The following is a 24,458-nucleotide window of genomic DNA, read 5'->3' on the forward strand; positions in this document are numbered from 1 at the left end:
GCCGGTGCTCGCGGCGGAACGTCAGTCGGCGATCGGGAGGTACACCCGGTTGCCGGCCGCGGCGAACTCCTTGGACTTCTCCGCCATACCCTCCTCGATCTCCTCCTGCGAGCCGCCGTGCTGCCTCCGGATGTCCTGGGAGATCTTCATCGAGCAGAACTTCGGCCCGCACATAGAGCAGAAATGCGCCGTCTTCGCCGGCTCGGCCGGAAGCGTCTCGTCGTGGAACTCCCGTGCCGTGTCCGGGTCGAGGGCCAGGTTGAACTGGTCCTCCCAGCGGAACTCGAAGCGCGCGTCGGACAGCGCGTCGTCCCACTCCTGCGCGCCCGGGTGCCCCTTGGCCAGGTCCGCCGCGTGTGCCGCGATCTTGTAGGTGATGACGCCGGTCTTCACGTCGTCGCGGTTCGGCAGGCCCAAGTGCTCCTTGGGTGTGACGTAGCAGAGCATCGCGGTGCCCCACCAAGCGATCATCGCCGCCCCGATGCCGGAGGTGATGTGGTCATACGCCGGGGCCACGTCCGTCGTGAGCGGGCCGAGCGTATAGAAGGGTGCCTCCTCGCAGATCTCCTGCTGGAGGTCGATGTTCTCCTTGATCTTGTGCATCGGGACGTGACCAGGTCCTTCGATCATCGTCTGCACATTGAAACGCTTGGCGATCGAGTTGAGTTCCCCGAGCGTGCGCAACTCCGCGAACTGCGCCTCGTCGTTGGCGTCCGCGATCGAGCCGGGGCGCAGTCCGTCGCCAAGTGAGTACGTCACGTCGTACGAGGCGAGGATCTCGCAGAGCTCCTCGAAGTTCTCGTACAGGAACGATTCCTTGTGGTGTGCGAGGCACCAGGCCGCCATGATCGAGCCGCCGCGCGAGACGATGCCGGTCTTGCGGCGGGCGGTCAGCGGGACGTACCGCAGCAGCACGCCCGCGTGAACGGTCATGTAGTCGACGCCCTGTTCGGCCTGCTCGATGACCGTGTCCTTGTAGACCTCCCAGGTCAGCTCCTCGGCCTTGCCGTCGACCTTCTCGAGCGCCTGGTAGAGCGGGACCGTGCCGATCGGGACGGGGGAGTTGCGCAGCACCCACTCGCGGGTGGTGTGGATATTGCGGCCGGTGGACAGGTCCATGACCGTGTCGGCGCCCCACTTGGTGGCCCAGGTCATCTTGTCCACCTCCTCCTCGATGGAGGAAGTGACCGCCGAGTTGCCGATGTTGGCGTTGACCTTCACCAGGAACCGCTTGCCGATGATCATCGGCTCGATCTCGGGGTGGTTGACGTTGGCGGGCAGGACGGCACGGCCCGCGGCGATCTCCTCGCGCACGACCTCCGGGGAGACGTTCTCGCGGATGGCGACGTACTCCATCTCCGGCGTGATCTCGCCACGGCGGGCGTAGGCGAGCTGCGTCACCGCCTGCCCGTCGCGGCCCCGGCGGGGCTGGCGCGGCCGGCCGGGGAAGACCGCGTCGAGGTTGCGCAGTCCCCCGCGCGGCGAGGTGTGCTTGATCCCGTCGTCCTCGGGGCGGACCGGGCGGCCCGCGTACTCCTCGGTGTCGCCGCGGCCGATGATCCAGTTCTCCCGCAGCGGCGGCAGGCCGCGGCGGACGTCGGTCTCGACGGTGGGGTCTGTGTACGGGCCGGACGTGTCGTACAGCGTCACGTCCTTGCCATTGGTGAGGTGCACCTGGCGGACCGGCACCCGCAGGTCGGGGCGGGATCCCCCGACGTACCCCTTGTGCCAGCCCGGCTTGCGCTCCGCCTGGTCGGCGGCAGGCGTGCGTGCATCCTGAACGGTCATGAGACCTACTCCCTACGCCGGCATTACCCGGTAACAGGTTCGGCGGTCGACGCAGCGGCTTCCGTACTGCTTGTACGGAGGTCAGCGCCCTCTCAGCCCGGTGCTCCGAGCTCCCGCGTGTGCAAAGGTGGCACCACGCTAGCGTCATTTCTGGCGTGCTGAACAGAGGGCCCCTTCGTTCTTGCGATGATCGGTCGGTGACCTCATCGCAGCAGACGCCCGAAGCGCACGGCCATTCCCACAGCCATGGGCCCGCCGCACCCGTCTCCAAGCATCTCCGCAAGGTCATCGCGGCGGTGCTGATTCCGTTCGCCGCGGCCGTCGTGGTCGGCCTTCTCGTGCTCTGGCCGGGCGGTACCCCCGGCCATGAGCGCTCCGGTGTCGGCTTCGACCGGCAGACCGAGCAGGGGAAGGTGGTGCAGGTCGAGAAGGTCAACTGCAAGGACGTCAACGCCGCGCAGGTCCCGCCGACCGGCGACACCTCCACACCAGAGGGGCGCGAGGCGGTCAATGCCCAGCAGGGCAGCTGCGAGAAGGCGACGATCGAGGTCACCACCGGCAAGGACAAGGGCCGCACCTTCACCGAGATCATCCAGCCGGACGCACCCCGTCAGCTGGACAAGGGCCAGGGGGTGGTGGTGGCGTACGCCCCCGACGCACCCCGTGATCTGCAGTACTCGGTGACCGATGTGGACCGCGGGTTCCCGTTGGCGCTGCTGGCCGGGATCTTCGCGCTCGCGGTGGTGCTGGTGGGGCGGATGCGCGGCGTGATGGCACTGATCGCGCTCGCAGCCTCGTTCGCCGTCCTGACCCTCTTCATCCTGCCCGCGATTCTCCAGGGCTCGAATCCGCTGGTCGTCGCGGTGATCGGAGCGAGCGCGATCATGCTGATCTCGCTCTATCTGTGCCACGGCCTCACCGCGCGTACATCGGTCGCGGTGCTCGGCACGCTGATCTCGCTGCTGGTGATCGGGCTGCTCGGCTCGCTCTTCGTCGGCTGGGCCAGCCTGACCGGCAATACCGACGACAGCACGGGACTCATCCACGGCCTGTATCCGAACATCGACATGAGCGGTCTGCTGCTGGCAGGCGTCATCATCGGCTCGCTCGGTGTGCTCGACGATGTGACGGTGACCCAGACGTCGGCGGTCTGGGAACTGCACCAGGCGGATCCGAGCATGGGCCCGCGTGGGCTCTACCGGGCCGGTATCCGGATCGGCCGGGATCACATCGCGTCCGTCGTGAACACCCTCGTACTCGCTTACGCGGGCGCGGCGTTGCCGCTGCTGCTGCTGTTCTCGATCGCGCAGAGCAGTGTGGGGACGGTGGCCACGAGCGAGCTGGTGGCCGAGGAGATCGTACGGACCCTGATCGGGTCGATCGGACTGGTCGCCTCAGTGCCGGTGACCACCGGGCTCGCCGCGCTGGTGGTTTCCGCGGACCGGCCGGGACCTGCCGGAGCACCGGGAGCCGCTGGAGCGGCGGGCGGATCGCCGGCAGCGCCGGTGGTACGGAGCGGCAAGGGCCGCCGCCGTAAGAAGTAGCGACCGGCGGGCGGCGTCCGCTCAGCCGGCGTTCTCCTCGGCGAGAATGCGCCCGAGCGCCTCCTCCAGACTCCCCTCGAAGTCACCCAGCGTGCGCTCCTGCCCCAGCGGCACCAGCCTGTCGGTGCGGTCGAGGAAGGCGATCAGCGGCGCAGCGCCCACCCCGAACAGCGCCCGGTCGGCGCCGACCTGAAGCCTGATGGCGACGCCGGACAGGCCTTCCGGCCCGGTCGGTGCGATGCGCACATCGCCCTCCCCGCTCGGCCAGTTGATGCCGTCGAGCAGCAACTCGCGGCCGAAAGCCCAGGTCACGGGGGCGTCTCCGGGCAGGTGGAAGGTCATCCGCACTGCGTAGGGATCCCCCGTCTCGTACCGGAGCTCCACCGGGATCTTGAAGGAGAGTTCCTCGGAGACCAGGAAACTCATCAGGACCTCGGCCCGGACCGACTCGCGCATCAGATACCCCGCAGTTGATGAAGCAGTGAGATGAAACCTGCTGAAGACGGCCGGGATGGCCCCCATAGGCCCTCTTGACGCAATCGTGCTGGAAGCGCCAGCAGATCACAAGGAGTGATTTTTCAGATACTGATAGAGAACATTAGCGAGCTGAGGAGCCCTCCGATTCCGTCGCCGCGGCACTGGATCCGGCAGTGATCGGAATTGCGGCACAAACCGTGCCGAGCGCATATTCCTGTCGCTCCACGACCGGTTGCATTCGCTCCATCGACGCGAGCCGTTCCAGCAGGGTGAGCCGGTCGCGTACGGAGTAGGGGGTGACCGGCTGCACGGGGTGGCGGTCCAGATGATCGCGGCGGGGTGTCGGCGACGGCAACGAGTTCGATCTCGCCCTCGCGGTAGACCGCGAAGTAGACCGGGACGCCGATCGCGTCCCGCCAGTGCACCAGCGACTCCTCGAGCCTGCTGCGACGATTCTGCAGGACGCCGCCGAGGGTGAGCCGGCCGACGGCCTCACCGAGGACGAACACACCCTTCTCGCGCCGCAGGTAGTCCTCGTGCGTCGGGGTGCGCAGCAGGTGGTAGGCGGTGGGAAGGGGCACCCCCGCCTCACGCGCGAGCTGCTTCGCCGGGGCCCCGTCCGGATGGGCTCCCACGGCCTCGGGCAGCTTCAGCGCCGGCTGTACCGAACAGATCAGGGTAGGGACTGCGGCGTTCGTAACCGTGGCCAAAGGTCACCCCCAGGCTGGTGACGGGCTCAGCGCCCGCCCGCGGGGGCCGCCCCCGCGCGCCCGCCGCGCGGATTCCCAAGGGACGGCAGCGGGTTGCCACTGTAATGGCCGCCCCTGTCCGGTACCGGAGGTTTGCCGGGGGCTTCCCCCGGCCGGGCTAACGCCCGTACGGACAGGGGCCGTTCACCAGTCCTCGCGCGAGCTCGACGACGACATGAACTTCCGCACGACGAAGATGAGTCCGCCGACGATGGCGACGAAGACCAGCACCTTGAAGAGCAGCCCGATCACAAACCCAACGACGCTGGCGATCAGCCCGCCGAATACGACAAGGGCGATGACGGGCACCGCGACCCACTTCACCCACCACGGCATCCCCGCGAATATTTCCCGCACAGCCATCGTCCTTACCTCGCTTCTCTGAGTTCCTGGCTTCGATGCTAGGCGGGAGAGGGGGTGCGCGGGGGCCCCCGAGCCCTTGAACTCCCCTGATCGAACCCCTAGGGACCGGCGAGGGTCGCCGTCAGCTCTCAGGGGGAGAGAAGACCACCATGACCCGCAGATCCTCGGTGATGTGGTGGAACTTGTGCGCCACTCCGGCCGGGACGTAGACCACGCTGCCCCGACCGACCTGCGTCGTTTCCATGCCGACCGTGATGGCGGCCCGGCCGCTGACGACGAAGTAGACCTCGTCCTGGCGGTGGGGCAGCTGCGGGTCGAGCTCGCCGGCGTCCAGTGCGTACAGCCCGACCGACATGTTCCGTTCGCGCAGGAACTGCAGATACGCACCGTCGTTGGCGGCGCGCTCCGCCTCCAGCTCGTCCAGTCGGAATGCCTTCATCGTCCGTCCGCCCCTGCCCTTGGTCCGATCACGTCTGCCACGATCAGACACATGAAGAATTTCCTAGTCAAGACGATCGCCAATGCGGCGGCTCTGCTGGTGGCCATCTGGATACTCCAGGACATCACCCTGACCGGTGACAGCACCGGCAAGAAGGCATGGACGCTGATCCTGGTGGCTCTGCTCTTCGGGGTGGTCAACTTCCTCGTCAAGCCGGTGGTGAAGCTGCTCACGCTGCCGCTGTTCATCCTCACCCTCGGGCTGATCACACTGGTGATCAATGCCCTGATGCTGCTGCTGACCTCCTGGCTGGCTGACCTGTTCGACCTGAACTTCCATGTCGAGGGCTTCTGGACGGCCGTGCTCGGCGGTCTGATCATCTCGGTCGTTTCGTGGGCGATGAATGTCGCTCTGCCCGACAAGGACTGATCGTCGCGTGAATTCCGCGTATCGCGTCTGCTTCGTCTGCACCGGCAACATCTGCCGGTCGCCCATGGCCGAGTCCGTCTTCCGCGCGCGGGTGGCGGAGGCCGGACTCGACGACGTGGTGGAGGTGGACAGCGCCGGCACCGGAGGCTGGCACGAGGGCGACGGTGCGGACCGGCGCACCGTCGCCGTACTGGAGGCGAACGGCTACGAGTCCGGGCACAGTGCGCGCCAGTTCCGCGCCGACTGGTTCCCGCTCCTCGACCTGGTGATCGCGCTGGACGAGGGGCATGTGCGGGAGCTGCGTCGCCTGGCACCGAGCCCCGAGGATGCCGCGAAGGTGCGGCTGCTGCGGGCGTACGACCCCGGGGCCGTTGGCGATGTGGACGTTCCGGATCCGTATTACGGCGGCATGGACGGGTTCGAGGAGTGCCTGGAGATGGTGGAGTCGGCGAGCGAGGGCCTGCTCGCCGCCGTACGGACGGCTGTTGAGGAGCGAGCTGCATGAGCGTGGGAGACGACACGGTGGGAGACGGCACAAGGGCGGTACGGGCGGGGCTGCCCGAGCCGGTGAAGTACGAACCGACCCTGCCGGGGCCGGTCTTCGCGGCCCACTTCCATCTGCCCGGCGAGCCCACCGGGCCGTACACCTACGGCCGTGACCAGAATCCGACCTGGACGCATCTGGAGCGGGCGATCGGCGAGCTGGAGGCGCCGGGGGAGTCGGTCGAGACCGTCGCCTTCGCCTCCGGCATGGCGGCGGTCTCGGCCGTCCTGTTCTCGCAGCTGAAGGCCGGAGACGCGGTGGTCCTGCCGGACGACGGCTATCAGGCGCTGCCGCTGGTGCGCGAGCGGCTCGAGGCGTACGGCATCGAGGTGCGGACCGCGCCGACCGGTGGCGACGCCCAGCTGTCCGTCCTGGACGGCGCACGGCTGCTGTGGATCGAGACACCGTCCAATCCGGGGCTCGATGTATGCGATGTGCGGCGGCTGGCGGAGGCGGCGCACGCGGCCGGTGCACTGGTCGCCGTCGACAACACCCTGGCGACGCCGCTCGGGCAGCGCCCGCTGGAGCTGGGCGCCGACTTCTCGGTGGCCAGTGACACCAAGGGCATGACCGGCCATGGCGATATTCTGCTCGGTCATGTGACCTGCCGGGATACCCAGTTGGCTGCCGGTGTACGGCGCTGGCGCAAGGTCGTCGGAGCGATCCCGGGGCCCATGGAGGCCTGGCTCGCGCACCGCTCGCTGGCCACACTGCAGCTGCGGATCGAGCGGCAGTGTGCGAACGCGCTGGCGCTCGCTGAGGCGCTGGGCGGGCGCGAAGAGGTGTCCGGTCTGCGCTATCCGGGACTGGCAGGGGATCCCTCGCACAAGACCGCCTCGCTGCAGATGCGGCGCTTTGGCAGCGTGGTCTCGTTCGTTCTGCCGGACCGCGGGCACGCGGAACGCTTTCTGGGCGGGCTGCGGCTGGTGGACGACGCGACGAGCTTCGGCGCAGTGCGCTCCAGCGCGGAACGGCGCGGGCGCTGGGGCGGTGATGCGGTGCCGGAGGGGTTCATCCGGTTCTCGGCGGGTGCGGAGGACGCGGACGACCTGGTGGCGGATGTGCTGCGGGCGCTCGACGAGGCGGGGCGGTAGGAGGGGCGGGGTCTGGGCGGCGCGGTCCGGGCCCGGCTGGGGCAGGGGCCCGGCTGGGGCAGGGGCCCGGCTGGGGCGGGGGCCCGCTGGGGGCGTACGCCGGTGTACGTCGGCGCGCTGAGCGTCCGTACGTACAACAGGCGGCCCGAGCCTCCCCCCTCATGGCTCGGACCGCCCCCGGTTCCTCCCGCCAAGAACCGCGCGACCAAGGCTAGTTGACTGTGCGTCAGTGTCCAATCACAGTAGCGACAGCGACCTATCGACTTATTTATAGTTGGCCGGGTCCGCGGCTGCACCGGGCGAGCATCGTCCAACGGGCATCGTCCGGTCGGGAGGGGCATGGCATGGATCTGGCCCTGCTGCGCACGTTCGTCACGGTGCACCGGGCCGGCTCGTTCACCCGCGCCGCCGCGCTGCTCGGGCTCTCCCAGCCCGCCGTGACCGGCCAGATCCGCACGCTGGAGCGGCAGTTGGGCCGCCCGCTGTTCCTGCGCCAGGCGCGCGGCGTGACCCCGACGACCATCGGCGACGAACTCGCGCACCGGGCCGCTCCGCATCTGGACGCCCTGGTGGAGATCACCGAGGCCGGCCTCGACGACGAGTCGGGCGTACGGACGCTGCATCTCGCCGGGCCCCCGGAGTTCACCTCGCTGCGCGCCCTGCCCGCTCTCACCCCGTTGATCTCCCAGGGGCTGGCCCTGCGGGCCTCGTTCGGCAACGTCGAGGAGACGCTGGAGGGCCTGGCCGCCGGACACCATGATCTGGCCATCACGACGGCCCGCCCGCGCGGCGGGCTGCTCACCTCGACTCCGCTCTGCGACGAGGAACACGTCCTGGTCGCCTCGCCCCGCTGGGCGGCGCGGCTGGGGCCCGGAGCGCTGCGCAAGGGACACGTGGTGCTGGATCAGCTCCCGGTGGTCGAGGTGCACGAGTCCCTGCCGCTGGTCTCGCGCTACTGGTCCGCCGTCTTCGACTCCCGTCCAGCCGCCGCGGGCGCCGTCATAGCGCCCGATCTGCGGGCCGTCCTGGAGACCGCGGCCTCGGGCGCCGGGCTGGCCGTGCTGCCCCGGTATCTGTGCGAGGAGGCACTGGAACGCGGTCGGCTGGTGGCGCTGCTCGACCCTCCGGTGCCCCCGCTGCGTACGTACTTTCTCGTCGTACGAACCGGCACACTCGCCCTCCCGCACATCGCGCGGGCGCACGAGTGTCTGCTGCGCGCTGCCATCGACTGGTGAACGGAGGGCGGACAGGAGTTTCAGAACGGGCGGCGCGGGCCACTCTCTTGCCATGACCGAACGACCCGTGGTCAAGCGCACCGCACGCGCCATTCTGCTGGACGGCAACGACCTCGTCCTGATCAAACGCACCAAGCCCGGAGTGGATCCGTACTGGCTCACGCCTGGTGGCGGGGTCGATCCGGAGGACGCAACCGTCGTCGACGCGCTCCACCGGGAGGTGGACGAAGAACTCGGCGCCAAGATCACCGATGTGGTGCCCTGCTTCGTCGACACCGTCGAACACATCGCGGACGGCGGTGTGACAGGAGTGAAGGTGCAGCATTTCTTCGTCTGCCGACTGGAGTCCATGGACCCCTCACTGCGGCACGGCCCGGAGATCGAGGAGCCCTGCGGGGAGTACGAGATCGTACGGGTGCCGTTCAGCAGGGTCGGGATCGCGGCCGTCCATCTCGTACCGCTGTCCCTGCGGCACTACCTGGACGGCAATATCGAGGGCGTACGGGCGATGCACGCTCCCGACCTGGGCTGAGGCCCGGCAGGGTCCAGGACCTGGGCTGAGCACCCCGGGCCGGGGCTCGTCAGTCGCCGGCCGCCACAAGCTCCTCGAGGGAGTCGTGGCGTATCCGGTCCTGCGGGATGCCGATGCCCCGCAAAGCGTCGACACCACTGCGGATCATGCCGGCCGGGCCGGAGAGATAGGCGTCGTACTCATACCACGGGCCGTACTCCCGCACGGCGTCCGGGAACTGCGACCGGCCGTCGACCACCGGCCGGACCGAGAGCCAGGGGTGCGTCTGCTGGAGCCGAAGCATCGTGTCGATGTCGTACAGGTCGAAGTCGGTGCGCGCCCCGTAGAAGACCTGCACCCGCCGCTGCTCACCGTGCTCGGCGACATCCTCGACCAGCGCCTTGATGGGCGCGATGCCCGTGCCGCCGCCCAGGCAGAGCAGGCCGTTGTCGGTGCTGTGGTCGACTGTCATCGAGCCGGCGGGCGGTCCGAGGCGCAGGATGTCGCCGGGGCGGGCGTGGTGGACCAGGGCGTTGGAAACCCAGCCGGCCGGGACCGCCTTGACGTGGAAGGAGAGCAGCCCGTCGGGGCGGGGCGCTCCGGCGAAGGAGTAGTGCCGCCAGATCCGCGGCCACCAGGGCGTCTCCAGGCTGGTGTACTGGCCCGCCAGAAAGGCGTACGGCTGGTCGGGGCGCACGGTGATGATCGCTATGTCGGGGGTTCTGAGGTCGTGCGAGACCACCTCGCCATGCCACCAGGCGGGCGCGAGCCGCTCGTTCGAGGACGCCGCGTCAATCATGATCTGGGAGATCGTGGTGTACGTACGGATCCAGGCGGCCTCGGTCTCCTCGTCCCAGGTCGAGGTGGCGTACCGGGTCAGCGCGCCGATCAGGGCCTCACCGACGGCGGGGTAGTGCGCGGCCTGGGTGCCGTACTTGCGATGGCCGCGGCCCAGGTGCTGGAGGTAGTCGGTCAGCACAGCCGCGTTGTCCATGTGCTCGGCGGCGGTCAGCAGCGCCTTGAGGAGCCGGTCGCGCTGGGAGTCCATGGCAGCCGGGAAGAGGCCGCGCAGCTCGGGGTGGCGGACGAAAAGCAGGGCGTAGAAGTACGAGGTGACCTTGTCCGCGACGGGTGCGATCTCCGCCATGGTGCGGCGGATGAGGATGGCGTCGGGGGAAGCGTCGTCCGCGGCGGCGGGCGGGGCGGCGTCTTCGGGGCGCTGGGCGGGCTCGTGGGGGCTGGAGGCCTCGTGACGCGGGGGGCGCTCGTCCGGAGCCTGCTCGACCGCCTCGTACTCGGTCGCCCCGTGATCGATCGGCACGTGATCGATCGGGAGGCCGTCGGTGCGGACCTCGTCGAGGGAACGATCGCCGAACGGGGCATCGGGCTCAGGCGCCGCACGCACATGGGTGCCGGGCACAGGGGTGGCGGGCACAGGGGTGGCGGGCACGCCGGCACGGGCCACAGGCTCGGCCACGGGGGCTTCGTCCGCGGGCTGCGGGGCGGTACGAGACATACCGGAGCCCACCGGTCGTATGGAGGAGACGGTACGCCTCGGGGCGGTTCTTCGGTCCTGCCCGGCGTCACCTGCGGACGCCCCCTCAGCGGGAGCGGGCGTGGGGGCGGCACCGCCCTGAGCCGGCGGCTTACGAGGGGTGAACCATCCGCCTCCGCCGCTGTCGCCTGACGTGCCGTTGCCGGCCGACGTGGTGGTCGGAGCGTCCATTGTGTGCCTCGCCTCGAACATCTTTCGGTCGGTCCGCGCACTTCCGCTGGTCCGGAACGTGCCTCAATTCGCCGCTCTGCCTCAGGACTACTGCTGGCCCACACTATCCTCAGCCACAAGCCGAATAGGGGCGAGTAAGCCCGGAATGTGACATTGTCCGCAGCCCCAGTCGTCGCAGCATGCCAGGCATCGTGACCGCATCGGACAAAGAGCAGAAAGTCCGGGCATCCGAACCCGCTTTCCCGTTAGGCTCCATTGCCCCATGTCCCCATGCGGGATCCCCCGGACCGCCCCGGGCTCCTGAACTACTCGCGAAATCGCACCAGTTCACAGGCCTCGCGCAGATCGCCCCCCGTATAGGTATATGTGGCAAGCCCCGACAGATGGTGATCCGCATTCATCGCCACCGTTGTGGGCACAGCCGCGAAGATCTCCGCGTCGGACATGGAATCACCATATGCAACACATCTGTCCAGACCCACCCCGAACTCTGCACAGAGCCGGTCAGCGATCTTCACCTTCGCGGCCGCGTTGAGAATGCCCGCCGGATCCACCGGCCGCGTGAAGGGCACCTCGGGAAAGCGCGATCCGTGCGCCGCATGAGCTCCCCAACCGAGCAGCCGCTCCACGAAGAAGGAGGGCGAGAGCGAAATGACGGCGCAGTAGTCGCCGGCTTCACGAATCTCCCGCCACACCTCCTGGATGCCGTCCAGCCAGGGCGCCGCCTCAAAGGCGGCGGCCACATGCGCCTCGGTGAGATCGGTCCAGAGAGCGTGCACGCGGACGGCATACTCCGGCGGGCCGATCCTGCCGGCGGTCAAGTCCCGCTCCAGCTCACCGATCTCGTCCAGCAGCCCCAGCTGCCGGGATATCTCCACCGGGGCCGCCGACCCGCGGATCAGTGTCCCATCGAGATCGAAGATATGCAGCCTGCGTGTTCTCTCCATGTACGCCGAGGTTAGTACCCGCGATTACTCCCGCTGTCAGACGCGGTGCGCCTGCCCACCCGGCACCGTGTTTCACGTGAAACCACTCAAGCGCCCCGCTCGCCGGGCCCTCCTTGTCGTCCATGTCGCCGCATCCGCAGGCTGGCTCGGGCTCACGCTCGGACTGCTCGCGCTTGCCCTCACCGCGGCCACCACGGAATCCACACCCATGATCGAGGCCGCGTGCCGCTCGATGAAGGTCTTCACGGACTGGCTGGTGATCCCGATGGCGCTGCTGACCCTGCTCAGCGGTCTCGTGCTGTCGCTCGGCACCAAGTGGGGCCTGGCCCGGCATCGCTGGGTCTACACGAAGTTCTGGCTGACCCTTGTCACCCTCACCGCATCGCTCTTCGCTCTGCGGCCAGGTGTCAACGACGCCGTCGAGACGGTCTCCTCGGGCGCCTCGCTGGCCCAGCCGCTTGACCTCGTGATGGGCCCGGCCGTCTCCTTGACCACCTATGTCTTTATGACGGTCATCTCCGTCCTCAAGCCGTGGGGCCTTACGCGGCGCGGCAGGAGGCCGCGTCTCTCGGCCACTTCCAGGAAAGCACTGGACGAGCGATCACTGCGTCAGACAGCCTGACCCCATGTCGACACCGCTCTCCGAGCTCCCCATCCGGCGTCTGACCACGGACGACCTCGTTTCTTGCGCCGACCTCTCCGAAGACCGCGGCTGGCCGCGCGAGGAGCACAAATGGGGCCTGCTGCTCACAGCAGGAACGGGATACGGCATCGACGACCCGGCGGGCAAGGGACTGGTGACGGCCTGCGTACTGACCTCGTACGGCTCCGGGCTCGCCGCGATCGGCATGATGCTGGTCGCCGAGCGGTACACCCGGCAGGGTGTCGCGCGGCGGCTGATGAAGCACGTTCTGGCGGAGCCCGGGGACACTCCCGTCACCCTGCACGCCACGCCGTACGGACAGCCGCTCTACGAAGAACTGGGTTTTGCGAACATCGGCCGCGCCGAAATGGTCCGCGGCCGATTCCATTCCTCGGGTCCACTCCCCGATGTGACCACCCGACCGGCGACCGCCGAGGACCTCCCGGCCGTACTGCGCCTGGACACCGAGGTCTTCGGCCTGGACCGCACGCATATGATCACGCGCCTGCCCGCCTTCGCGGACCAGCTTCGGGTGGCGGAGGAGGACGGCGTCCTGACGGGATACGCGGCGGCCTGGCCGAACATGGACACACATGTGGTCGGCCCGCTGATCGCCCGGGACACGGAGACGGCGAAGGCTCTGATCGCCGCGCTGGCGGCGGGCACGGACCGGGCGCTCCGTACGGATATCGACGTACGCCACGAGCAGTTGCTCACGTGGGTGAAGGAGCACGGCCTGGAGCCGACCGCCTTCAACGCGGTGATGGTCTATGGCGCCCCGGACCTCCCGGGCGACTGGACCCGCCGCTTCGCGCCCCTGTCGGTCGCGGCGGGTTAGGGCCGGTCTTCTGGATCAGGCCGGATGAGTGAGCGGCCCGACGCGGAGCGGGTGACGTCACTGCGGTGCGTGCGACCTACACCGATGTCACGGACGCCGGCCTGAAGCTGCTCGCCGAGGCCCGGCCCACCAATGACTCGGCCCTGCGTGAGGCTCTCGATGAGGCCGGCAAGAACCCCGAGCTGGCCCCCCTGGTCAGGGCTGTCGAGGAACTGAAGGTCCCCGCGTAGTCTGCCGATCATGAGCCATCTGGACATACGGCCCGCGGTACTCGACGACATCCCGGCGATCGTGGCGCTGCTTGCCGACGACCCGCTGGGTGCTCAGCGTGAATCGCCGGACGACCTCACCCCGTACACCGCCGCTTTCGAGCGGCTGGCCCAGGACCCGAACCAGATCCAGGCCGTCGCCGTGCGCGAGGACCGGGTCGTCGGCACCCTGCAGCTCACGATCGTCCTCGGGCTGTCCCGGCGCGGCTCCACTCGTTCGATCATCGAAGGCGTACGGGTCCACGCCGACGAGCGGGGCAGCGGCCTCGGCACCCGGCTCATCGAATGGGCCATCGACGAATCCCGCCGCCAGGACTGCCAGTTGGTGCAGCTGACCTCGGACGTCAGCCGTGCCGACGCCCACCGCTTCTACGAGCGGCTCGGATTCACCGCCTCCCACGTGGGCTTCAAACTCCCGCTCTGACCACGCTCCGACGATGCTCTGAACAAGGGGGTTCGCTGTGCACCGGATCAGTGACGAGCAGCGCCGCATCCGGCTCGGCCGCCGCCATCTGCTGGCCCCGTCCGTGCGGGCGGACTCGCCCGTGGCGGTCGCCGACGCGGTCGTCGCGCTGCACGCCACCGATGCCTCGACGGTCTTCCTCTCCGCTTGTGCCCGCCTCGGCGAGCCGAGCGTCGCGGCCGTGGAGCGGTCCTTGTACAAGGACGTGGCGCTGGTACGGCTGCTCTCCATGCGGCGCACGCTCTTCGCCGTCTCCGCCGAACTCGCCCCGTATGTCGACGCCTCCACCGCGCGTGCCATCGCGGTCAAGGAGCGCCGGACACTCATCGATCATCTGACGGACGACGTGAACGGGCTGGACGAACGGTGGCTCGCCGAGGCCGAGGAGGCGGCCCTGGCGGCCCTCGCCACACGCGGCTCCGCGACGGGCAGCCAGCTCTCCGCCGATGTGCCGGCCCTTCGGACGAAGATCACCGTCTTCCCCGGCAAGAAGTACGAGACGGTGCAGGGCGTGGCCAGCCGGGTCATCAGGGTGCTCGCCGCCGACGGCCGTATCCGGCGGGACCGGCCGCGCGGTTCCTGGACCTCCAGCCAGTTCCACTGGACGGCGAGCGAACCCTGGCCCGCACTGCCGGCCGCCGAGGCACGGGCCGAGCTGGCCCGGCACTGGCTCCTCTCGTACGGACCGGCCACCGAGGCCGACCTCAAGTGGTGGACGGGGTGGACCCTCGGCGACGTACGCAAGGCCCTGGCCGCCGTCGGTGCGGAGGAGGTCGGGCTGGACGAGGGCACGGGTTATGTGGCGCCCGGCGACATGGCGCCCGAACCGACCGTGGAGCCTTGGGCCGCACTGCTCCCCGCGCTCGATCCGAGCGCGATGGGCTGGGGCGACCGCGGTTTCCACCTCAGTGCCGACCATCGCACGGCGCTCTTCGACCGGTCGGGCAACGTCGGCCCCACGGTCTGGTGGAACGGACAGATCATCGGCGGCTGGGCCCAGCGCACGGACGGCAACATCGTCTGGCGACTGCTGACCGATCCCGGCGGGGAGGCCGCCGCCACGATCGAAGCGGAGGCTTCACGGCTGTCGGGATGGGTGGGCGAGGCCCGGATCACGCCCCGCTTCCGTACGCCGCTGGAGCGGGAGTTGACGGCCTGACCGGTGGGACCGGCCGAACCGGTCGGGGCGGCTCGACCAGCCGGACCGGCCGGAGCGGTTTGAGCGGTCCGACCGGCTTGGTGGCGGTCACGCGCCGGGTTTCACGTGAAACATCGCTCCACTCCCGTTTCACATGCGGAGTCCGCGCCAGCCCTCCTTGTCCACTCCCCCGGGAATCGCATCGCCCTGCTCGTACGGCTCACGTGTGAAGACGAACGACCCGAGGTCGAGATGACTCACCGAGCCGTTCTCCCGCCGCACCACTTGCAGCGTCTCACCCGCGTAGTAGCCATCGAGGCCCGTCCAGGTCCCGTCCGCCGCCGCAGCGAAGCGCGACCCGCGGCCAGTGCCGCGCAGGGGCTGCAGTTCCACGCCTCGGTCGGCGAGAAGACGCAGGCCGAAGGAAGACGCCCCCCAGTACCAGGGTCCGGTCAGGTCCAGAAGCGCCTGGTCGACCTCGGGCAGCGGCCGCCAGGGCTCGGGGATACGCGGCTCGGCCTCGGCCACGATCCGTACGAGATCGGCGGCGACCGTCCCCGCCAGAGGCCCCGAGGTCGCATTGGCGAGCGCTACGGCGCCGACCCCGTCGTCCACACTCACCCAGAGTCCGGCGAGGAAGCCTGGCAGCGAGCCTGTATGCCCGACCAGAGTGCGGCCGTCCTTCCGTACGATCTGCAACCCCAGGCCGTAGCCGCTGTCCCACTCACCGGCCTCCGGAGGCACGGACGGCGTCCGCATCTCCTCCAAGGACGCGGCGCTCAGCACGCGGTCGTCGCCCTCGGCGAGGAACGCGGCGAACCGGCAGAGGTCGGCGGCGGTCGACCAGAGTTGTCCTGCGGGCGCCATCAGACCGAGATCCTCTACGGGTTCGGGCAGCATCACATCGGCCCAGGGGTGCACCGCCCAACCGCCGGCGTGCGGGGGCCGGGGCTGAGTGCTCGTACGGTCCATGGCGAGCGGCTCGAGGATCTCGCGCTGCAGGACCTCCTCCCAGGAGGCCCCGCGCACCACCTCGGTCAGTGAACCGAGCAGCGTATAGCCGGGGTTGGAGTAGTGGTGGCGACGGCCGACAGGATGCATCCGCGGCTCTTCACCGAGGACGTCGGCAAGTTCGGGGCGGAGCGAGCCCGGCGTCCGCTCCCACCAGGGTGCCTGGGTCTCGGCGCCCAGACCGGCGCTGTGGCCCAGGAGTTGGGCGATGGTCACATCCCCCACGCCCGTGCCCGGGAGGTGCATCTCCAGGGAGTCGTTCAGATCGAGCAGGCCCTCGTCGCGCAGCCGCAGCACCAGAACGGCCGTGAAGGTCTTGGTAATTGAGCCAATGCGGTACTGGGTGTCGGCGTCCGGTACATGTGCGTCGACCGAGCTGCGGGAGCCCGCCCAGACCACCTGTCCTTCGCGCTCCACGGCGCCTACGAACGACGGGGCGCGCCCTTCGGACTGAGCGACGGCGATGCGGTGCAGCAGGGCTCGTTGCGTACTGGGGAGCAGCTCTTCAAAGGGTGAGGTCATGGGGCAGGTCTATCGGTGCCGATGCACCACGTCGAGCTGATTTCACGATGCGCGGTCTCACGGTCTTGTCCCATGCCGACCACGAGGTATGGGTCGCGGCTCGCCTACTTGGCCCCGGAATCCCGGCTCGGACACCACGGGACAACTGACCGGCCAGTAGCTGGAGCGAGTCGGACATGACGCAAAGGCTGCCGGACGCCGACGTGCGGAAACGACCCGAGGGGCCGGCCCGGGGATCCCCGGGCCGGATGGCCGAGAACGCCGACGGGGCGGCGTACGCCGACGCGGTGTCGGAGTACGCCGCCCTGGAGCGGGACGAGTTGCGGGAGGTGGCCCGCGCTGTCATGGCGGTTACTTCGGGCAGGCCGTCGACGGCGGAGAACTGGCCGGTGACGCCGATCGCGGCCCGCACGGCCTGCGGGTCGGCGGCCAGGTCGTGGCCGCCGATGTGGATGTCGCCGGTGCCCGGGTCGGCGCAGATGAGGGTGGAGAGGATCTTGACGGCAGTGGTCTTGCCGGCGCCGTTCGGGCCGAGCAGGGAGAAGATCGTTCCTTCGGGGACGGCCAGGTCGACGCCGTCGAGCACGACCTTGTCGCCGTAGGACTTGCGCAGCCCGTTCGCCGCGATGGCCAGGTTGGTCACGATGGGTGCTCCTTTAGAGGCTGCGGGCGGCGATGTCGCCGTAGGCGGTGGTCGCGTGGATGTTCAGGCCGGCGGCGCCTTCGGTGTTCTTGAGCGCGTTGTGAATCCGGCCGTAGGTGGTGCCGGCGTCCAGGGAGGCGGAGACTCCGCTGGCGGCGCCGACCGACACCTCGCCGGCCTCGGTGCGCAGCACGACCGTGCCGCGCACGGCCTCGGCGATGTGGATGTCGCCCTTTTGGGTGCTGATCTCCGCGGGGCCGCCCAGGCGGCCGACCGAGACGTCGCCGGCGAGGAGGGTGAGGCGGGCGCTCGCGGCCTCGTCGAGCTTGACCGAGCCCTGCGCGCCCGCGAAGGCGACGTCGCCGAGCCGTCCGACGCCCCGGAACTCGGCGCTGGCCGCCTTTGCCTCGATGCGGGAGCCGGCGGGCAGCTGGATGGTCACCTCGATGGATCCGGAGCTGCCCAGAATCCGGTTCTTCGCCGGTGAGGCCTCGATCCGCAGGACGCCGTCGCCGTATTCGACCGTGGTCTGCTCCGCCGCCTTCACGTCGCGGCCCTTCGAGGCGTCCGCGGGCAGGACCTCGACCGTGGTGTCGGCCCGTTCGGCGGCGATGAACCGGATGCGTCCCGCAGGGATGTCGAGGACGGCGGAGACCGGGGCGAGGGTGTCGAACTTCTGCATCGTGCTCTCCTTCGGCCCGTTGTTTCTGATACCGGAAACGCTACGTTGTATTCAAAGATCCGCCAACACGATCGTTGCGCATAATCGCCATCATGGCAGGTAGAAGCTAGGATAGCGTTGCAATGGATCTGATCCTAATGCAACAGCAGCCACTCGTTCGTTGCAATGAATTGGGAGTGAACGCTATACTTGAGGCATCAAGGAAGCACGAAGGGAGATCGCGATGCCGGGAGGCAGGCTCACCCAGCAGATCGCGCTGGGGCTGGCCGACGGGCTCGCCTACGCGGAGATCGCCAGAGGCCTCGACCGCCCCACCTCGACGATCACGCGTGAGGTGCTGCGCAACGGCGGCCCCACCGCCTGCCGTGCCGACCTGGCCCACCGCGCCACCGAACGCCGCGCCCACCGGCGCAGGCAGGCCGCGCCCCGAGGGCCGGAGGCGCCCCCGCAGGCCCATGGACGCGACGCCGAGGCCGTGCGCGAGTACGAGGAGATGTTCACCACCCTCCTCATGCAATCGGGCCTGCCCAAGATGACGTCCCGGGTGCTGGTGTCCCTCTACACCACCGACGCGGGCAGCCTCACCGCGTCCGAACTCGTCCAGCACCTCCAGGTCAGCCCGGCGTCCATCTCCAAAGCGATCACGTTCCTCGAAAGCCAGGGCCTCATCCGCCGGGAACGCGACGAACGCCGCCGCGAGCGCTACGTCGTCGACGACGACGTCTGGTACCAGTCGATGATCGCCAGCGCCCGGTCCAACGCCCAGCTCGCCGAGATCGCACGGCAGGGCGTCAGCATCCTCGGCCCCGACACCCCGGCTGCCGCCCGCCTCGAGAACATCGCCCGCTTCGTCGACTTCGTCGGCGAGAGCATCACCCGCGCCGCGGAGCAGGCCCGCGAGATCCTCTACACGAAAGCCGAAACGACCGCAGGCGGCACTGCCACGCCAAGTTCAGATCGCGGATGGCATCGGCGAGCATGCCAGGGTACGTCTGGCGCCGCCTGCACGCGGTCCACAAGATCATCCGACACCCGCAGAACTCTGCCGTCGGCAACCTCAACCGCCAAGCCCCTGCACCCAACTCACTCCGAAATGATCAGTTAGCCAAATGAGATGGCTTCTCACTCTCAGGATGAGTCTCCGTAGCGGGTGGCAATCGCGGCGGCGCGGTTGCGTAGGGAGGTGCGCAACGACTGCGGGGCCAGGGCTTCCGCGTCCGTGCTGAGCTGCCACAGCGCCCATTCGGCGTGTCGTGAATCTTGGAAGGTCACCTCCAGCCGCAGCCAGCCGTCTGCGTCGGGTTCCTCTGCGCGGACCGCCAGCGCGGTGTCCAGCAGGTCCTCCCGCCGCACCGGGTTCACCCGTACCAGCACGGTGATGTGGTCGCCGCCGGAGAGAAACTGCGCGGAGCGTTCCCGCCAGATCCGGTCCAGATCGACCCGGTTTGGTCGCTGTGCCGTTTCGGGGAGTTCCTCGGCGGCCAACACCCGCGACAGCCGGTAGGTGCGGTCCGCGCCAGATCTCGTGGCCAGCAAGTAGCCCCGGTCGCGTACGGTGACCAGGCCGATCGGGTCCAGCGTGCGCCACTGTGGTGTCTGGCCTGTGGCTGCGTAGTGGATGCGCAGCTTGTGTCCGGCGAGCACCGCGCGCCGGACCTCGATCATTGTGGTGTCGGGTACCTCCTCAGTGACCAGCCGACGTGAGAGCAGGTCGGTCTCGGGGTCGACGAGAAATCGCTGGGCCGCGTCGCTCGCGGTGGCCCGGTGGCTTTCGGGCAGCGCGTCGACCACCTTCCGCATGGCCGAAGCGAGCGCCGAGCCGAGGCCGAATACCTGCTCGCCGCGCCCCGATCCGGCGGTCAGCAAGGCGAGGGCCTCGTCGTGGTTCAGACCGGTGAGCTCGGTCCGGAAACCGGGCGACAACGCGAAACCGCCGTGCCGGCCGCGTTCGGCGTAGACCGGGACGCCGGCCGCGGACAGCGCCTCGATGTCGCGCAGCACGGTGCGGGTGGATACCTCCAGCTCGCGGGCCAGCGTGTCCGCAGTCAGCCGACCGCGCTGACGCAGCAGCAGCACCAGCGAGACCAACCGGTCGGCGCGCATACGAGAACTTTATCGAAATACATGACTAAGGATGTCGTGATTTGTTGCGAGGCTCGTTAACACGACGTCGAAGCCGGCGGCTACCGAGCCGATGGACGTACGTACTCCCAATGAATCGAATGGAGCTGACGTGGCAATGGAACGAACGGCGGTCAACCCGGTGACGTGGTCGGTGGAGATGGGATTCAACCAGGGTGAGGTCGTCTCCGGGCACGCCCGGACCCTGTACATCTCGGGGCAGACCGCGATGAGCGGCGACGGCAAGCCCCAGCATGACGGTGACATGGCGGCGCAGTTGGCGCTGAGCATCGACAACCTGGAGGCCGTGCTCGGCGAGGCTGGCATGTCTCTCGCGAACCTCGTCCGGCTCAACGTCTACACGACCGACGTCGATCTGCTTTTCCAGCACTACGGCGTGCTGGCGGCGCGGTTGGGCGCCGCCGGGGTGGCGCCGACCACCACGATGCTCGGGGTGACGCGGCTGGCGATCCCCGGCCAGATGGTCGAGCTTGAAGGGACCGCCGTCGCGTGATGCGACCTCGCCGCCTCTGCTACCGGTGCCGGTTGAACCGGCACGAGTAGCAGGCAGATGGGTGATTTCCGGTGCTCAGAATGGTGACGATCGGCGTCTATGGCCTCGACGGCGAGTCCTTCCTGCAACGACTGCGGCACGCTGACGTCCGCCTGCTGCTCGACGTACGTCAGCGCCGCGGTGTCCGTGGACCCGAGTACGCCTGGGCGAACTCACTCCGGCTGCAGGCGGCCCTCGCCCATGCCCGGATCGCCTACGAGCACCACGACGAGTGAATGATCAGACTGGAGTGCGTCTCATCACGCTGTCCATTGGGCCAGAAAAAAGGCCACCGCCAACGAGAAAGGGACATCGGAAATGCGAACCTACAGCCGGTGTAGGTTCTCACTACCTGATTCACCGTCAGTTCACGTGACCTGCGGCTTTGCACAGCGTTCCAGCATCGTGTCAGTGCCGTATTCCCATGGTGCGTGTCATTTTCCTCGGCGCGCGGGCCCGGAGGCGCCTGCGTGCGGGCGCCGGCCGCATGTTGGTGAGCGCGGACGATGGTGGAGTCGACCGAGATGTCCCAGTCGATCTCATCTGCCGCGTCGGCAGCGGCCTGGGCTGCTGGAGCAGAAGCTCCCAAGTTCCGTCCGCGGACCACAGCCTGTCTGGCTGGTTCCGAGTTCGAAGTAGAGGTTGCTCACCACCTCGCCGACGTCGACGCACCGGTGGCTGAGCTCGATCCTCGGGTCGAGCCCCGAGTCTATTTGCGTGACGCCGTCGCCATCTCGCTCTGGACCTACTACGAACCTGTGGGATCAGAGATCGCGCCGATCGACTACGCAGACGTGCTCAGGCGACACCATGCCGCCCTGCGCCAGATCGATCTGGACGCACCGCATTTCACCGATCGAGTCGCCGCGGCACTCAGAGAAGTGAACAACCGGGAGCAGCCTTCCTAGCGGGCCGAGCGCGGCGGTGGTCTCAGCGCCAGTCGTCGATCACATACGCGTCGGGGTGGCTGTACCCGGGTTCGTTGGGCCTGTGCATGGTCACGCCCTGCAACCAGGTGCGGAAACCGCGGTCGATCATGCGCCGGTAGGCATCCGAGCGGCCCAGGTTCATGCCAGCGTCCAGTTGCCCCAGCCCGCGCTCGGCGGCCAGCCACTCGCACGCGTCGAGCAGTCGCTCGAACCGGTCGGCGGCCTCCGGACCAGGACGTACGGCGCCGAATTTGACGAAGCACACGTCCTCGCCAGCCTCCGACCCGGCTCCGCAGTGACAGACGGCCAGGCCATCGAGCTCGGAGCCAGCGCCATGGAGCAGGATGGTGTCACCGAGTCCCTGCGCGTGCGCGGCCACGATCTCGCGTTCCAGGCTCAGGCCCTCGTACACGGCCCCGGTCAGTGCTCCACAGAGACTCAGCACGTCAGGCCGCTCGGCGGCGGGCAGGTCGCCATAGAGCACCCGGCCGGGGACTGGGGCACCGTCTGCGACATGCTTCTTCATGATGGCTGTGAGGAATCGAGGCCAGAAACCGTACCGGCGGTAGAGCTCAAGGTGCTTGGGACTGTGCGAGAAGGTGAACAGGCCGAGGTGGCGGTTCCCCCAGGCGTCGAAGCAGTCTATGACCGGCTCCATCAGACGCCTGCCGATGCCCTGGTCCCACAGATCCGGACGCACGGTCAGCGGTCCGAAAAACCCGACGCTGCCCCAGTTAGTGGCAAAGTTCGATCCAACTACTTCGCCCTCGACCGTCGCTGCGAAGGCCGCCTGTGGATCGGCCGCCCAGCGAGTGCGGACGTAGTCGGCGGTCCCGAAGAATGTCTTCGGCTCGGGAGCCCCGAGGAACGTCCCGAAGGCGACCCTGAAGACCTCGTCGGCCCGATCCAGGTCCGCCTCACCCAGAGGGCGGACTGATACCGGGGCCGCGTCACTCTTGCGCTCCGCTGCTGGTGGGACCATCACTCTCTCCCTCCGACACCCTTTTCCATCGCACCACGGAGGTGCGCCGCAGGCGAGGCGAACGGTCTGGTGACATACCCGAGGATCGAGGACCAATCCGGTCTTGCGGGTGCCGAGGCTCAGGAAAGCCACCCCTGCCCGGGATGGGGAGACGGGTGCTGTCCGTTCTCGTGAACATCGACCTCGCCCCCGGGCGGGCGCCTTCCAGAGTGCTGAACGACCGCTGTCGTGATCCGTGAACAAAACCACCCATGCCCCCGAAGAAGTGGGAAAGCACTATGCGGGGGCTGACCACAGCCTGATTCACCAGTGCCGCGCCTTGAACTGGGCGATGTTCTCGGCCTGGCGCTGGCGTCGAGACGACCAAATGCCTGACCGGGACCACTGGAGAGTGGAGGGACTCAACCGGGTTCGTGCTGCACTCGATCGCTGCGCACTGGGCTGAACTGGAGGCAGAAGGGCTGCTGGGTCCCGATCCGCTGCACCGTGTGCGGCATCCCGACACGGTGCAGCGGACGGACTTGGCCAGCTTGAGAGGACATCCCATCCCCTCGCCCAGTGCCCACGTCAACGCCCCGGACACGCACTAGTCACATGATCGGCCGGACAGGTCCCAGTTCTGTCGCCGCGTGGATCGCTGCGACTACGGCTTCGCCGATCGGGGTCAATTTCATTGGTGACGCCGTGGTTGCCGGAGCGGTAGCCCGTCAGCATCTCCCGGACATGCTCGGCCCGCTCCAGAACCTCCTTCTTCTCCCTCTTGGTCAGGCGGTTCAGCACGACGGCCACGAGATCCTCATCGTCGGTGGAGGACGGGCCCGACCTGTCGTGGATCAGCTCGGCGCGATCGGAGGTCAGCAACTCACGCAGCGACATCCGGGCCAGCCGGTCACGCCCGTCCCTGAGGACGACCTCCATGCCCATGGCCAGGCTGACGAACTCCACGACCTCGACCGTCTCGCCGTCCAGCCGGAAGTGCGTCCCGACCCCCAGCCTCGTCCCCGCCCAGCTCATGCGGCCCTCCGCAGCACGTGGCCCGCGCTCAGCGGCCGGTCCAGCGCAGTCGTGACATGCCCGGACCACAGAACGTGCAACACCGCGGACTTCACCAGCGGCCGGGGCCATTCCGGCAGCAGCCGGAAGGCATCGCCCAGCGACATCCCGTCCAGATCAGCGGCCCGTAAAGCGGCCACCAGGTACGAACAGCCAGGCGCGGCGGTAGCCCGCGAGGAACCGGACGTTCTCCAGCACGTGCGGATCCGGCTCGCTCCACACCTCATACCGCCACCCGCGCGACATGACCGCCTCCCGTGTCCAGGCGAAGGTGAAGGCGACCTCCGGCTTCTCAAGCCGGTGACGCGGTTTGACATCCACGAGCACCGGACCGTCATGCGTCAGTAGCAGATAGTCCGGGATGTGCTTGCGGACCTTGCCATCGATATCGGCCTTGAGCAGGAAGGGCTGGGCGACGATGTGCCGCACTTCCGGGGCGAAGTCGGCGAACATCAGCCGCCCCAGTTCCAGCCGCGACTCGTAGATCACATGATCGCCCACGGTGGCCGACCAGTATGTGCCCGAGTAGTGCTGCTGCCCCTTGTACCAGCGGAACGTCCGCCACGGCCGGGCCTCGCCCAGCAGTGAGAGCGGCACCGACGGCCACTCCAGGTCCTCCACCACGGTCTCGTCACCGCGCCGAACGCTCAGCCGTACCGGCGCGGCCACCGCTGTACCCATCGGACCACCAACCCCGCGATTTCCGAGGCAGCCCTACTGGCCACCGAACGCTGGGGTCCTGCCCCGGTCGGCAGCGGAGACGAC

25 protein-coding genes and 6 pseudogenes are annotated in these 24,458 nt (G+C 68.6%); 15 read left to right on the forward strand and 16 right to left on the reverse strand.

The features are described from left to right. Positions 1–21: 21 nt before the first annotated feature. Complete coding sequence (gene thiC / locus SLUN_RS19750; RefSeq protein WP_108150168.1) at positions 22–1,788, reverse strand: phosphomethylpyrimidine synthase ThiC; 1,767 nt, start codon at positions 1,786–1,788, stop codon at positions 22–24. Between the two features lie 197 nt (positions 1,789–1,985). Here thiC and SLUN_RS19755 point away from each other — a divergent pair, with 197 nt between their 5' ends. After that, positions 1,986–3,332 (forward strand): YibE/F family protein, encoded by a 1,347-nt coding sequence (locus SLUN_RS19755; protein WP_108150170.1) that lies wholly within the window; start codon positions 1,986–1,988, stop codon positions 3,330–3,332. A gap of 21 nt (positions 3,333–3,353) precedes the next feature. Here SLUN_RS19755 and SLUN_RS19760 read toward each other — a convergent pair whose 3' ends face one another. The 4 genes and pseudogenes from SLUN_RS19760 to SLUN_RS19775 form a co-directional block, all read right to left on the reverse strand. After that, a complete protein-coding gene (locus tag SLUN_RS19760; protein ID WP_108150172.1) occupies positions 3,354–3,788 on the reverse strand; it encodes an SsgA family sporulation/cell division regulator in 435 nt (144 codons plus the stop codon). 172 nt (positions 3,789–3,960) lie between these two features. Then, positions 3,961–4,519: pseudogene (locus tag SLUN_RS19765) on the reverse strand (helix-turn-helix domain-containing protein); the annotation flags it as partial. A gap of 183 nt (positions 4,520–4,702) precedes the next feature. Next, positions 4,703–4,915: a DUF5326 family protein gene (locus SLUN_RS19770; RefSeq protein ID WP_108154843.1), complete on the reverse strand. Its 213-nt coding sequence runs from the start codon at positions 4,913–4,915 to the stop codon at positions 4,703–4,705. Between the two features lie 127 nt (positions 4,916–5,042). Next, entirely contained in the window at positions 5,043–5,360 is a 318-nt protein-coding gene (locus tag SLUN_RS19775; protein WP_108150174.1) for a cupin domain-containing protein, read from the reverse strand. Between the two features lie 51 nt (positions 5,361–5,411). Between SLUN_RS19775 and SLUN_RS19780 the strand changes: the two genes are divergently transcribed. The 5 genes from SLUN_RS19780 (at position 5,412) to SLUN_RS19800 (ending at position 9,194) form a co-directional block, all read left to right on the forward strand. Beyond that, positions 5,412–5,789 carry a phage holin family protein gene (locus SLUN_RS19780; protein WP_108150176.1) on the forward strand — a complete coding sequence of 126 codons (378 nt, stop codon included), beginning with the start codon at positions 5,412–5,414 and terminating at the stop codon, positions 5,787–5,789. Then, the gene (locus SLUN_RS19785) at positions 5,764–6,294 is read left to right on the forward strand and encodes a low molecular weight protein-tyrosine-phosphatase (protein ID WP_108150178.1); all 531 of its coding nucleotides are present in this window, start codon (positions 5,764–5,766) and stop codon (positions 6,292–6,294) included. The genes SLUN_RS19780 and SLUN_RS19785 overlap by 26 nt, the downstream gene beginning before the upstream one ends. Continuing rightward, positions 6,291–7,427: a cystathionine gamma-lyase gene (locus tag SLUN_RS19790; RefSeq protein ID WP_108150179.1), complete on the forward strand. Its 1,137-nt coding sequence runs from the start codon at positions 6,291–6,293 to the stop codon at positions 7,425–7,427. Before SLUN_RS19785 ends, SLUN_RS19790 begins: the two co-directional genes overlap by 4 nt. 344 nt (positions 7,428–7,771) lie before the next feature. Further along, entirely contained in the window at positions 7,772–8,662 is an 891-nt protein-coding gene (locus SLUN_RS19795) for a LysR family transcriptional regulator (protein ID WP_108150181.1), read from the forward strand. Positions 8,663–8,714: 52 nt separating this feature from the next. After that, positions 8,715–9,194: an NUDIX domain-containing protein gene (locus SLUN_RS19800; RefSeq protein ID WP_108150183.1), complete on the forward strand. Its 480-nt coding sequence runs from the start codon at positions 8,715–8,717 to the stop codon at positions 9,192–9,194. A 49-nt stretch (positions 9,195–9,243) separates the two neighbouring features. On the opposite strand, the gene SLUN_RS19805 is transcribed toward SLUN_RS19800, so the two are convergent. After that, positions 9,244–10,899 (reverse strand): globin domain-containing protein, encoded by a 1,656-nt coding sequence (locus SLUN_RS19805; protein ID WP_108154844.1) that lies wholly within the window; start codon positions 10,897–10,899, stop codon positions 9,244–9,246. A gap of 305 nt (positions 10,900–11,204) precedes the next feature. Further along, complete coding sequence (locus SLUN_RS19810; protein WP_108150185.1) at positions 11,205–11,846, reverse strand: HAD family hydrolase; 642 nt, start codon at positions 11,844–11,846, stop codon at positions 11,205–11,207. 76 nt (positions 11,847–11,922) lie between these two features. On the opposite strand from SLUN_RS19810, the gene SLUN_RS19815 reads away from it, so the two are divergent. From SLUN_RS19815 to SLUN_RS19835, 5 genes and pseudogenes are all read left to right on the forward strand, one after another. Beyond that, complete coding sequence (locus tag SLUN_RS19815) at positions 11,923–12,468, forward strand: DUF2269 domain-containing protein (RefSeq protein WP_108150187.1); 546 nt, start codon at positions 11,923–11,925, stop codon at positions 12,466–12,468. A 4-nt stretch (positions 12,469–12,472) separates the two neighbouring features. Then, positions 12,473–13,327: a GNAT family N-acetyltransferase gene (locus SLUN_RS19820; RefSeq protein WP_108150189.1), complete on the forward strand. Its 855-nt coding sequence runs from the start codon at positions 12,473–12,475 to the stop codon at positions 13,325–13,327. 68 nt (positions 13,328–13,395) lie between these two features. Continuing rightward, positions 13,396–13,557 (forward strand): annotated as a pseudogene (locus SLUN_RS19825) (MarR family transcriptional regulator); the annotation flags it as partial. Between the two features lie 10 nt (positions 13,558–13,567). Next, on the forward strand, positions 13,568–14,020 hold the full coding sequence (locus SLUN_RS19830; protein ID WP_108150191.1) for a GNAT family N-acetyltransferase: 453 nt from the start codon (positions 13,568–13,570) through the stop codon (positions 14,018–14,020). 37 nt (positions 14,021–14,057) lie between these two features. Beyond that, positions 14,058–15,218, forward strand: a complete 1,161-nt coding sequence (locus tag SLUN_RS19835; RefSeq protein WP_108150193.1) for a winged helix DNA-binding domain-containing protein — start codon at positions 14,058–14,060, stop codon at positions 15,216–15,218. Positions 15,219–15,347: 129 nt separating this feature from the next. On the opposite strand, the gene SLUN_RS19840 is transcribed toward SLUN_RS19835, so the two are convergent. From SLUN_RS19840 to SLUN_RS19850, 3 genes and pseudogenes are all read right to left on the reverse strand, one after another. Then, positions 15,348–16,730: a serine hydrolase domain-containing protein gene (locus tag SLUN_RS19840; RefSeq protein ID WP_108150195.1), complete on the reverse strand. Its 1,383-nt coding sequence runs from the start codon at positions 16,728–16,730 to the stop codon at positions 15,348–15,350. 361 nt (positions 16,731–17,091) lie between these two features. Further along, positions 17,092–17,373, reverse strand: a pseudogene (locus tag SLUN_RS19845) (ATP-binding cassette domain-containing protein); the annotation flags it as partial. Between the two features lie 13 nt (positions 17,374–17,386). Next, positions 17,387–18,055, reverse strand: coding sequence for a DUF4097 family beta strand repeat-containing protein (locus tag SLUN_RS19850; protein WP_108150197.1), 669 nt, complete (start codon positions 18,053–18,055; stop codon positions 17,387–17,389). 223 nt (positions 18,056–18,278) lie between these two features. Here SLUN_RS19850 and SLUN_RS19855 point away from each other — a divergent pair. Then, positions 18,279–19,016: pseudogene (locus SLUN_RS19855) on the forward strand (GbsR/MarR family transcriptional regulator); the annotation flags it as partial. A 167-nt stretch (positions 19,017–19,183) separates the two neighbouring features. Here SLUN_RS19855 and SLUN_RS19860 read toward each other — a convergent pair. Further along, positions 19,184–20,158, reverse strand: coding sequence for a helix-turn-helix transcriptional regulator (locus SLUN_RS19860; RefSeq protein WP_108150201.1), 975 nt, complete (start codon positions 20,156–20,158; stop codon positions 19,184–19,186). 136 nt (positions 20,159–20,294) lie between these two features. On the opposite strand from SLUN_RS19860, the gene SLUN_RS19865 reads away from it, so the two are divergent. Together SLUN_RS19865 and SLUN_RS19870 are read left to right on the forward strand one after the other, a co-directional pair. Next, positions 20,295–20,690 carry a RidA family protein gene (locus tag SLUN_RS19865; RefSeq protein WP_108150203.1) on the forward strand — a complete coding sequence of 132 codons (396 nt, stop codon included), beginning with the start codon at positions 20,295–20,297 and terminating at the stop codon, positions 20,688–20,690. Positions 20,691–20,770: 80 nt separating this feature from the next. Continuing rightward, on the forward strand, positions 20,771–20,965 hold the full coding sequence (locus SLUN_RS19870) for a hypothetical protein (protein WP_217502330.1): 195 nt from the start codon (positions 20,771–20,773) through the stop codon (positions 20,963–20,965). Between the two features lie 221 nt (positions 20,966–21,186). Here the strand turns inward: SLUN_RS19870 and SLUN_RS42390 are convergent. Then, positions 21,187–21,341, reverse strand: a pseudogene (locus SLUN_RS42390) (IS5/IS1182 family transposase); the annotation flags it as partial. A 2-nt stretch (positions 21,342–21,343) separates the two neighbouring features. On the opposite strand from SLUN_RS42390, the pseudogene SLUN_RS19875 reads away from it, so the two are divergent. Beyond that, a pseudogene (locus tag SLUN_RS19875) lies at positions 21,344–21,628 on the forward strand (aminoglycoside phosphotransferase family protein); the annotation flags it as partial. Positions 21,629–21,659: 31 nt separating this feature from the next. Here the strand turns inward: SLUN_RS19875 and SLUN_RS19880 are convergent. From SLUN_RS19880 to SLUN_RS19895, 4 genes are all read right to left on the reverse strand, one after another. Next, entirely contained in the window at positions 21,660–22,640 is a 981-nt protein-coding gene (locus SLUN_RS19880; protein ID WP_108150205.1) for a GNAT family N-acetyltransferase, read from the reverse strand. A 567-nt stretch (positions 22,641–23,207) separates the two neighbouring features. Next, positions 23,208–23,654: a hypothetical protein gene (locus tag SLUN_RS19890; protein WP_108150207.1), complete on the reverse strand. Its 447-nt coding sequence runs from the start codon at positions 23,652–23,654 to the stop codon at positions 23,208–23,210. Then, positions 23,651–23,800 (reverse strand): hypothetical protein, encoded by a 150-nt coding sequence (locus SLUN_RS41355; protein WP_254708573.1) that lies wholly within the window; start codon positions 23,798–23,800, stop codon positions 23,651–23,653. The genes SLUN_RS19890 and SLUN_RS41355 overlap by 4 nt, the downstream gene beginning before the upstream one ends. Before the next feature lie 10 nt (positions 23,801–23,810). Continuing rightward, complete coding sequence (locus tag SLUN_RS19895) at positions 23,811–24,374, reverse strand: TnsA-like heteromeric transposase endonuclease subunit (protein ID WP_254708572.1); 564 nt, start codon at positions 24,372–24,374, stop codon at positions 23,811–23,813. Positions 24,375–24,458: the final 84 nt, after the last annotated feature.

The organism is Streptomyces lunaelactis (assembly GCF_003054555.1).
GTDB classification, from domain to species: domain Bacteria; phylum Actinomycetota; class Actinomycetes; order Streptomycetales; family Streptomycetaceae; genus Streptomyces; species Streptomyces lunaelactis.

What these genes read in the sequence shown, in the direction of transcription:
- thiC (WP_108150168.1), bottom strand. Translation starts at nt 1,788, where the DNA reads ATGACCGTTCAGGATGCACGCACGCCTGCCGCCGACCAGGCGGAGCGC.
- SLUN_RS19760 (WP_108150172.1), bottom strand. Translation starts at nt 3,788, where the DNA reads ATGCGCGAGTCGGTCCGGGCCGAGGTCCTGATGAGTTTCCTGGTCTCC.
- SLUN_RS19775 (WP_108150174.1), bottom strand. Translation starts at nt 5,360, where the DNA reads ATGAAGGCATTCCGACTGGACGAGCTGGAGGCGGAGCGCGCCGCCAAC.
- SLUN_RS19780 (WP_108150176.1), top strand. Translation starts at nt 5,412, where the DNA reads ATGAAGAATTTCCTAGTCAAGACGATCGCCAATGCGGCGGCTCTGCTG.
- SLUN_RS19785 (WP_108150178.1), top strand. Translation starts at nt 5,764, where the DNA reads ATGTCGCTCTGCCCGACAAGGACTGATCGTCGCGTGAATTCCGCGTAT.
- SLUN_RS19790 (WP_108150179.1), top strand. Translation starts at nt 6,291, where the DNA reads ATGAGCGTGGGAGACGACACGGTGGGAGACGGCACAAGGGCGGTACGG.
- SLUN_RS19795 (WP_108150181.1), top strand. Translation starts at nt 7,772, where the DNA reads ATGGATCTGGCCCTGCTGCGCACGTTCGTCACGGTGCACCGGGCCGGC.
- SLUN_RS19800 (WP_108150183.1), top strand. Translation starts at nt 8,715, where the DNA reads ATGACCGAACGACCCGTGGTCAAGCGCACCGCACGCGCCATTCTGCTG.
- SLUN_RS19805 (WP_108154844.1), bottom strand. Translation starts at nt 10,899, where the DNA reads ATGGACGCTCCGACCACCACGTCGGCCGGCAACGGCACGTCAGGCGAC.
- SLUN_RS19810 (WP_108150185.1), bottom strand. Translation starts at nt 11,846, where the DNA reads ATGGAGAGAACACGCAGGCTGCATATCTTCGATCTCGATGGGACACTG.
- SLUN_RS19820 (WP_108150189.1), top strand. Translation starts at nt 12,473, where the DNA reads ATGTCGACACCGCTCTCCGAGCTCCCCATCCGGCGTCTGACCACGGAC.
- SLUN_RS19830 (WP_108150191.1), top strand. Translation starts at nt 13,568, where the DNA reads ATGAGCCATCTGGACATACGGCCCGCGGTACTCGACGACATCCCGGCG.
- SLUN_RS19840 (WP_108150195.1), bottom strand. Translation starts at nt 16,730, where the DNA reads ATGACCTCACCCTTTGAAGAGCTGCTCCCCAGTACGCAACGAGCCCTG.
- SLUN_RS19850 (WP_108150197.1), bottom strand. Translation starts at nt 18,055, where the DNA reads ATGCAGAAGTTCGACACCCTCGCCCCGGTCTCCGCCGTCCTCGACATC.
- SLUN_RS19860 (WP_108150201.1), bottom strand. Translation starts at nt 20,158, where the DNA reads ATGCGCGCCGACCGGTTGGTCTCGCTGGTGCTGCTGCTGCGTCAGCGC.
- SLUN_RS19865 (WP_108150203.1), top strand. Translation starts at nt 20,295, where the DNA reads ATGGAACGAACGGCGGTCAACCCGGTGACGTGGTCGGTGGAGATGGGA.
- SLUN_RS19870 (WP_217502330.1), top strand. Translation starts at nt 20,771, where the DNA reads ATGGTGACGATCGGCGTCTATGGCCTCGACGGCGAGTCCTTCCTGCAA.
- SLUN_RS19880 (WP_108150205.1), bottom strand. Translation starts at nt 22,640, where the DNA reads ATGGTCCCACCAGCAGCGGAGCGCAAGAGTGACGCGGCCCCGGTATCA.
- SLUN_RS19890 (WP_108150207.1), bottom strand. Translation starts at nt 23,654, where the DNA reads ATGAGCTGGGCGGGGACGAGGCTGGGGGTCGGGACGCACTTCCGGCTG.
- SLUN_RS41355 (WP_254708573.1), bottom strand. Translation starts at nt 23,800, where the DNA reads ATGTCGCTGGGCGATGCCTTCCGGCTGCTGCCGGAATGGCCCCGGCCG.
- SLUN_RS19895 (WP_254708572.1), bottom strand. Translation starts at nt 24,374, where the DNA reads ATGGGTACAGCGGTGGCCGCGCCGGTACGGCTGAGCGTTCGGCGCGGT.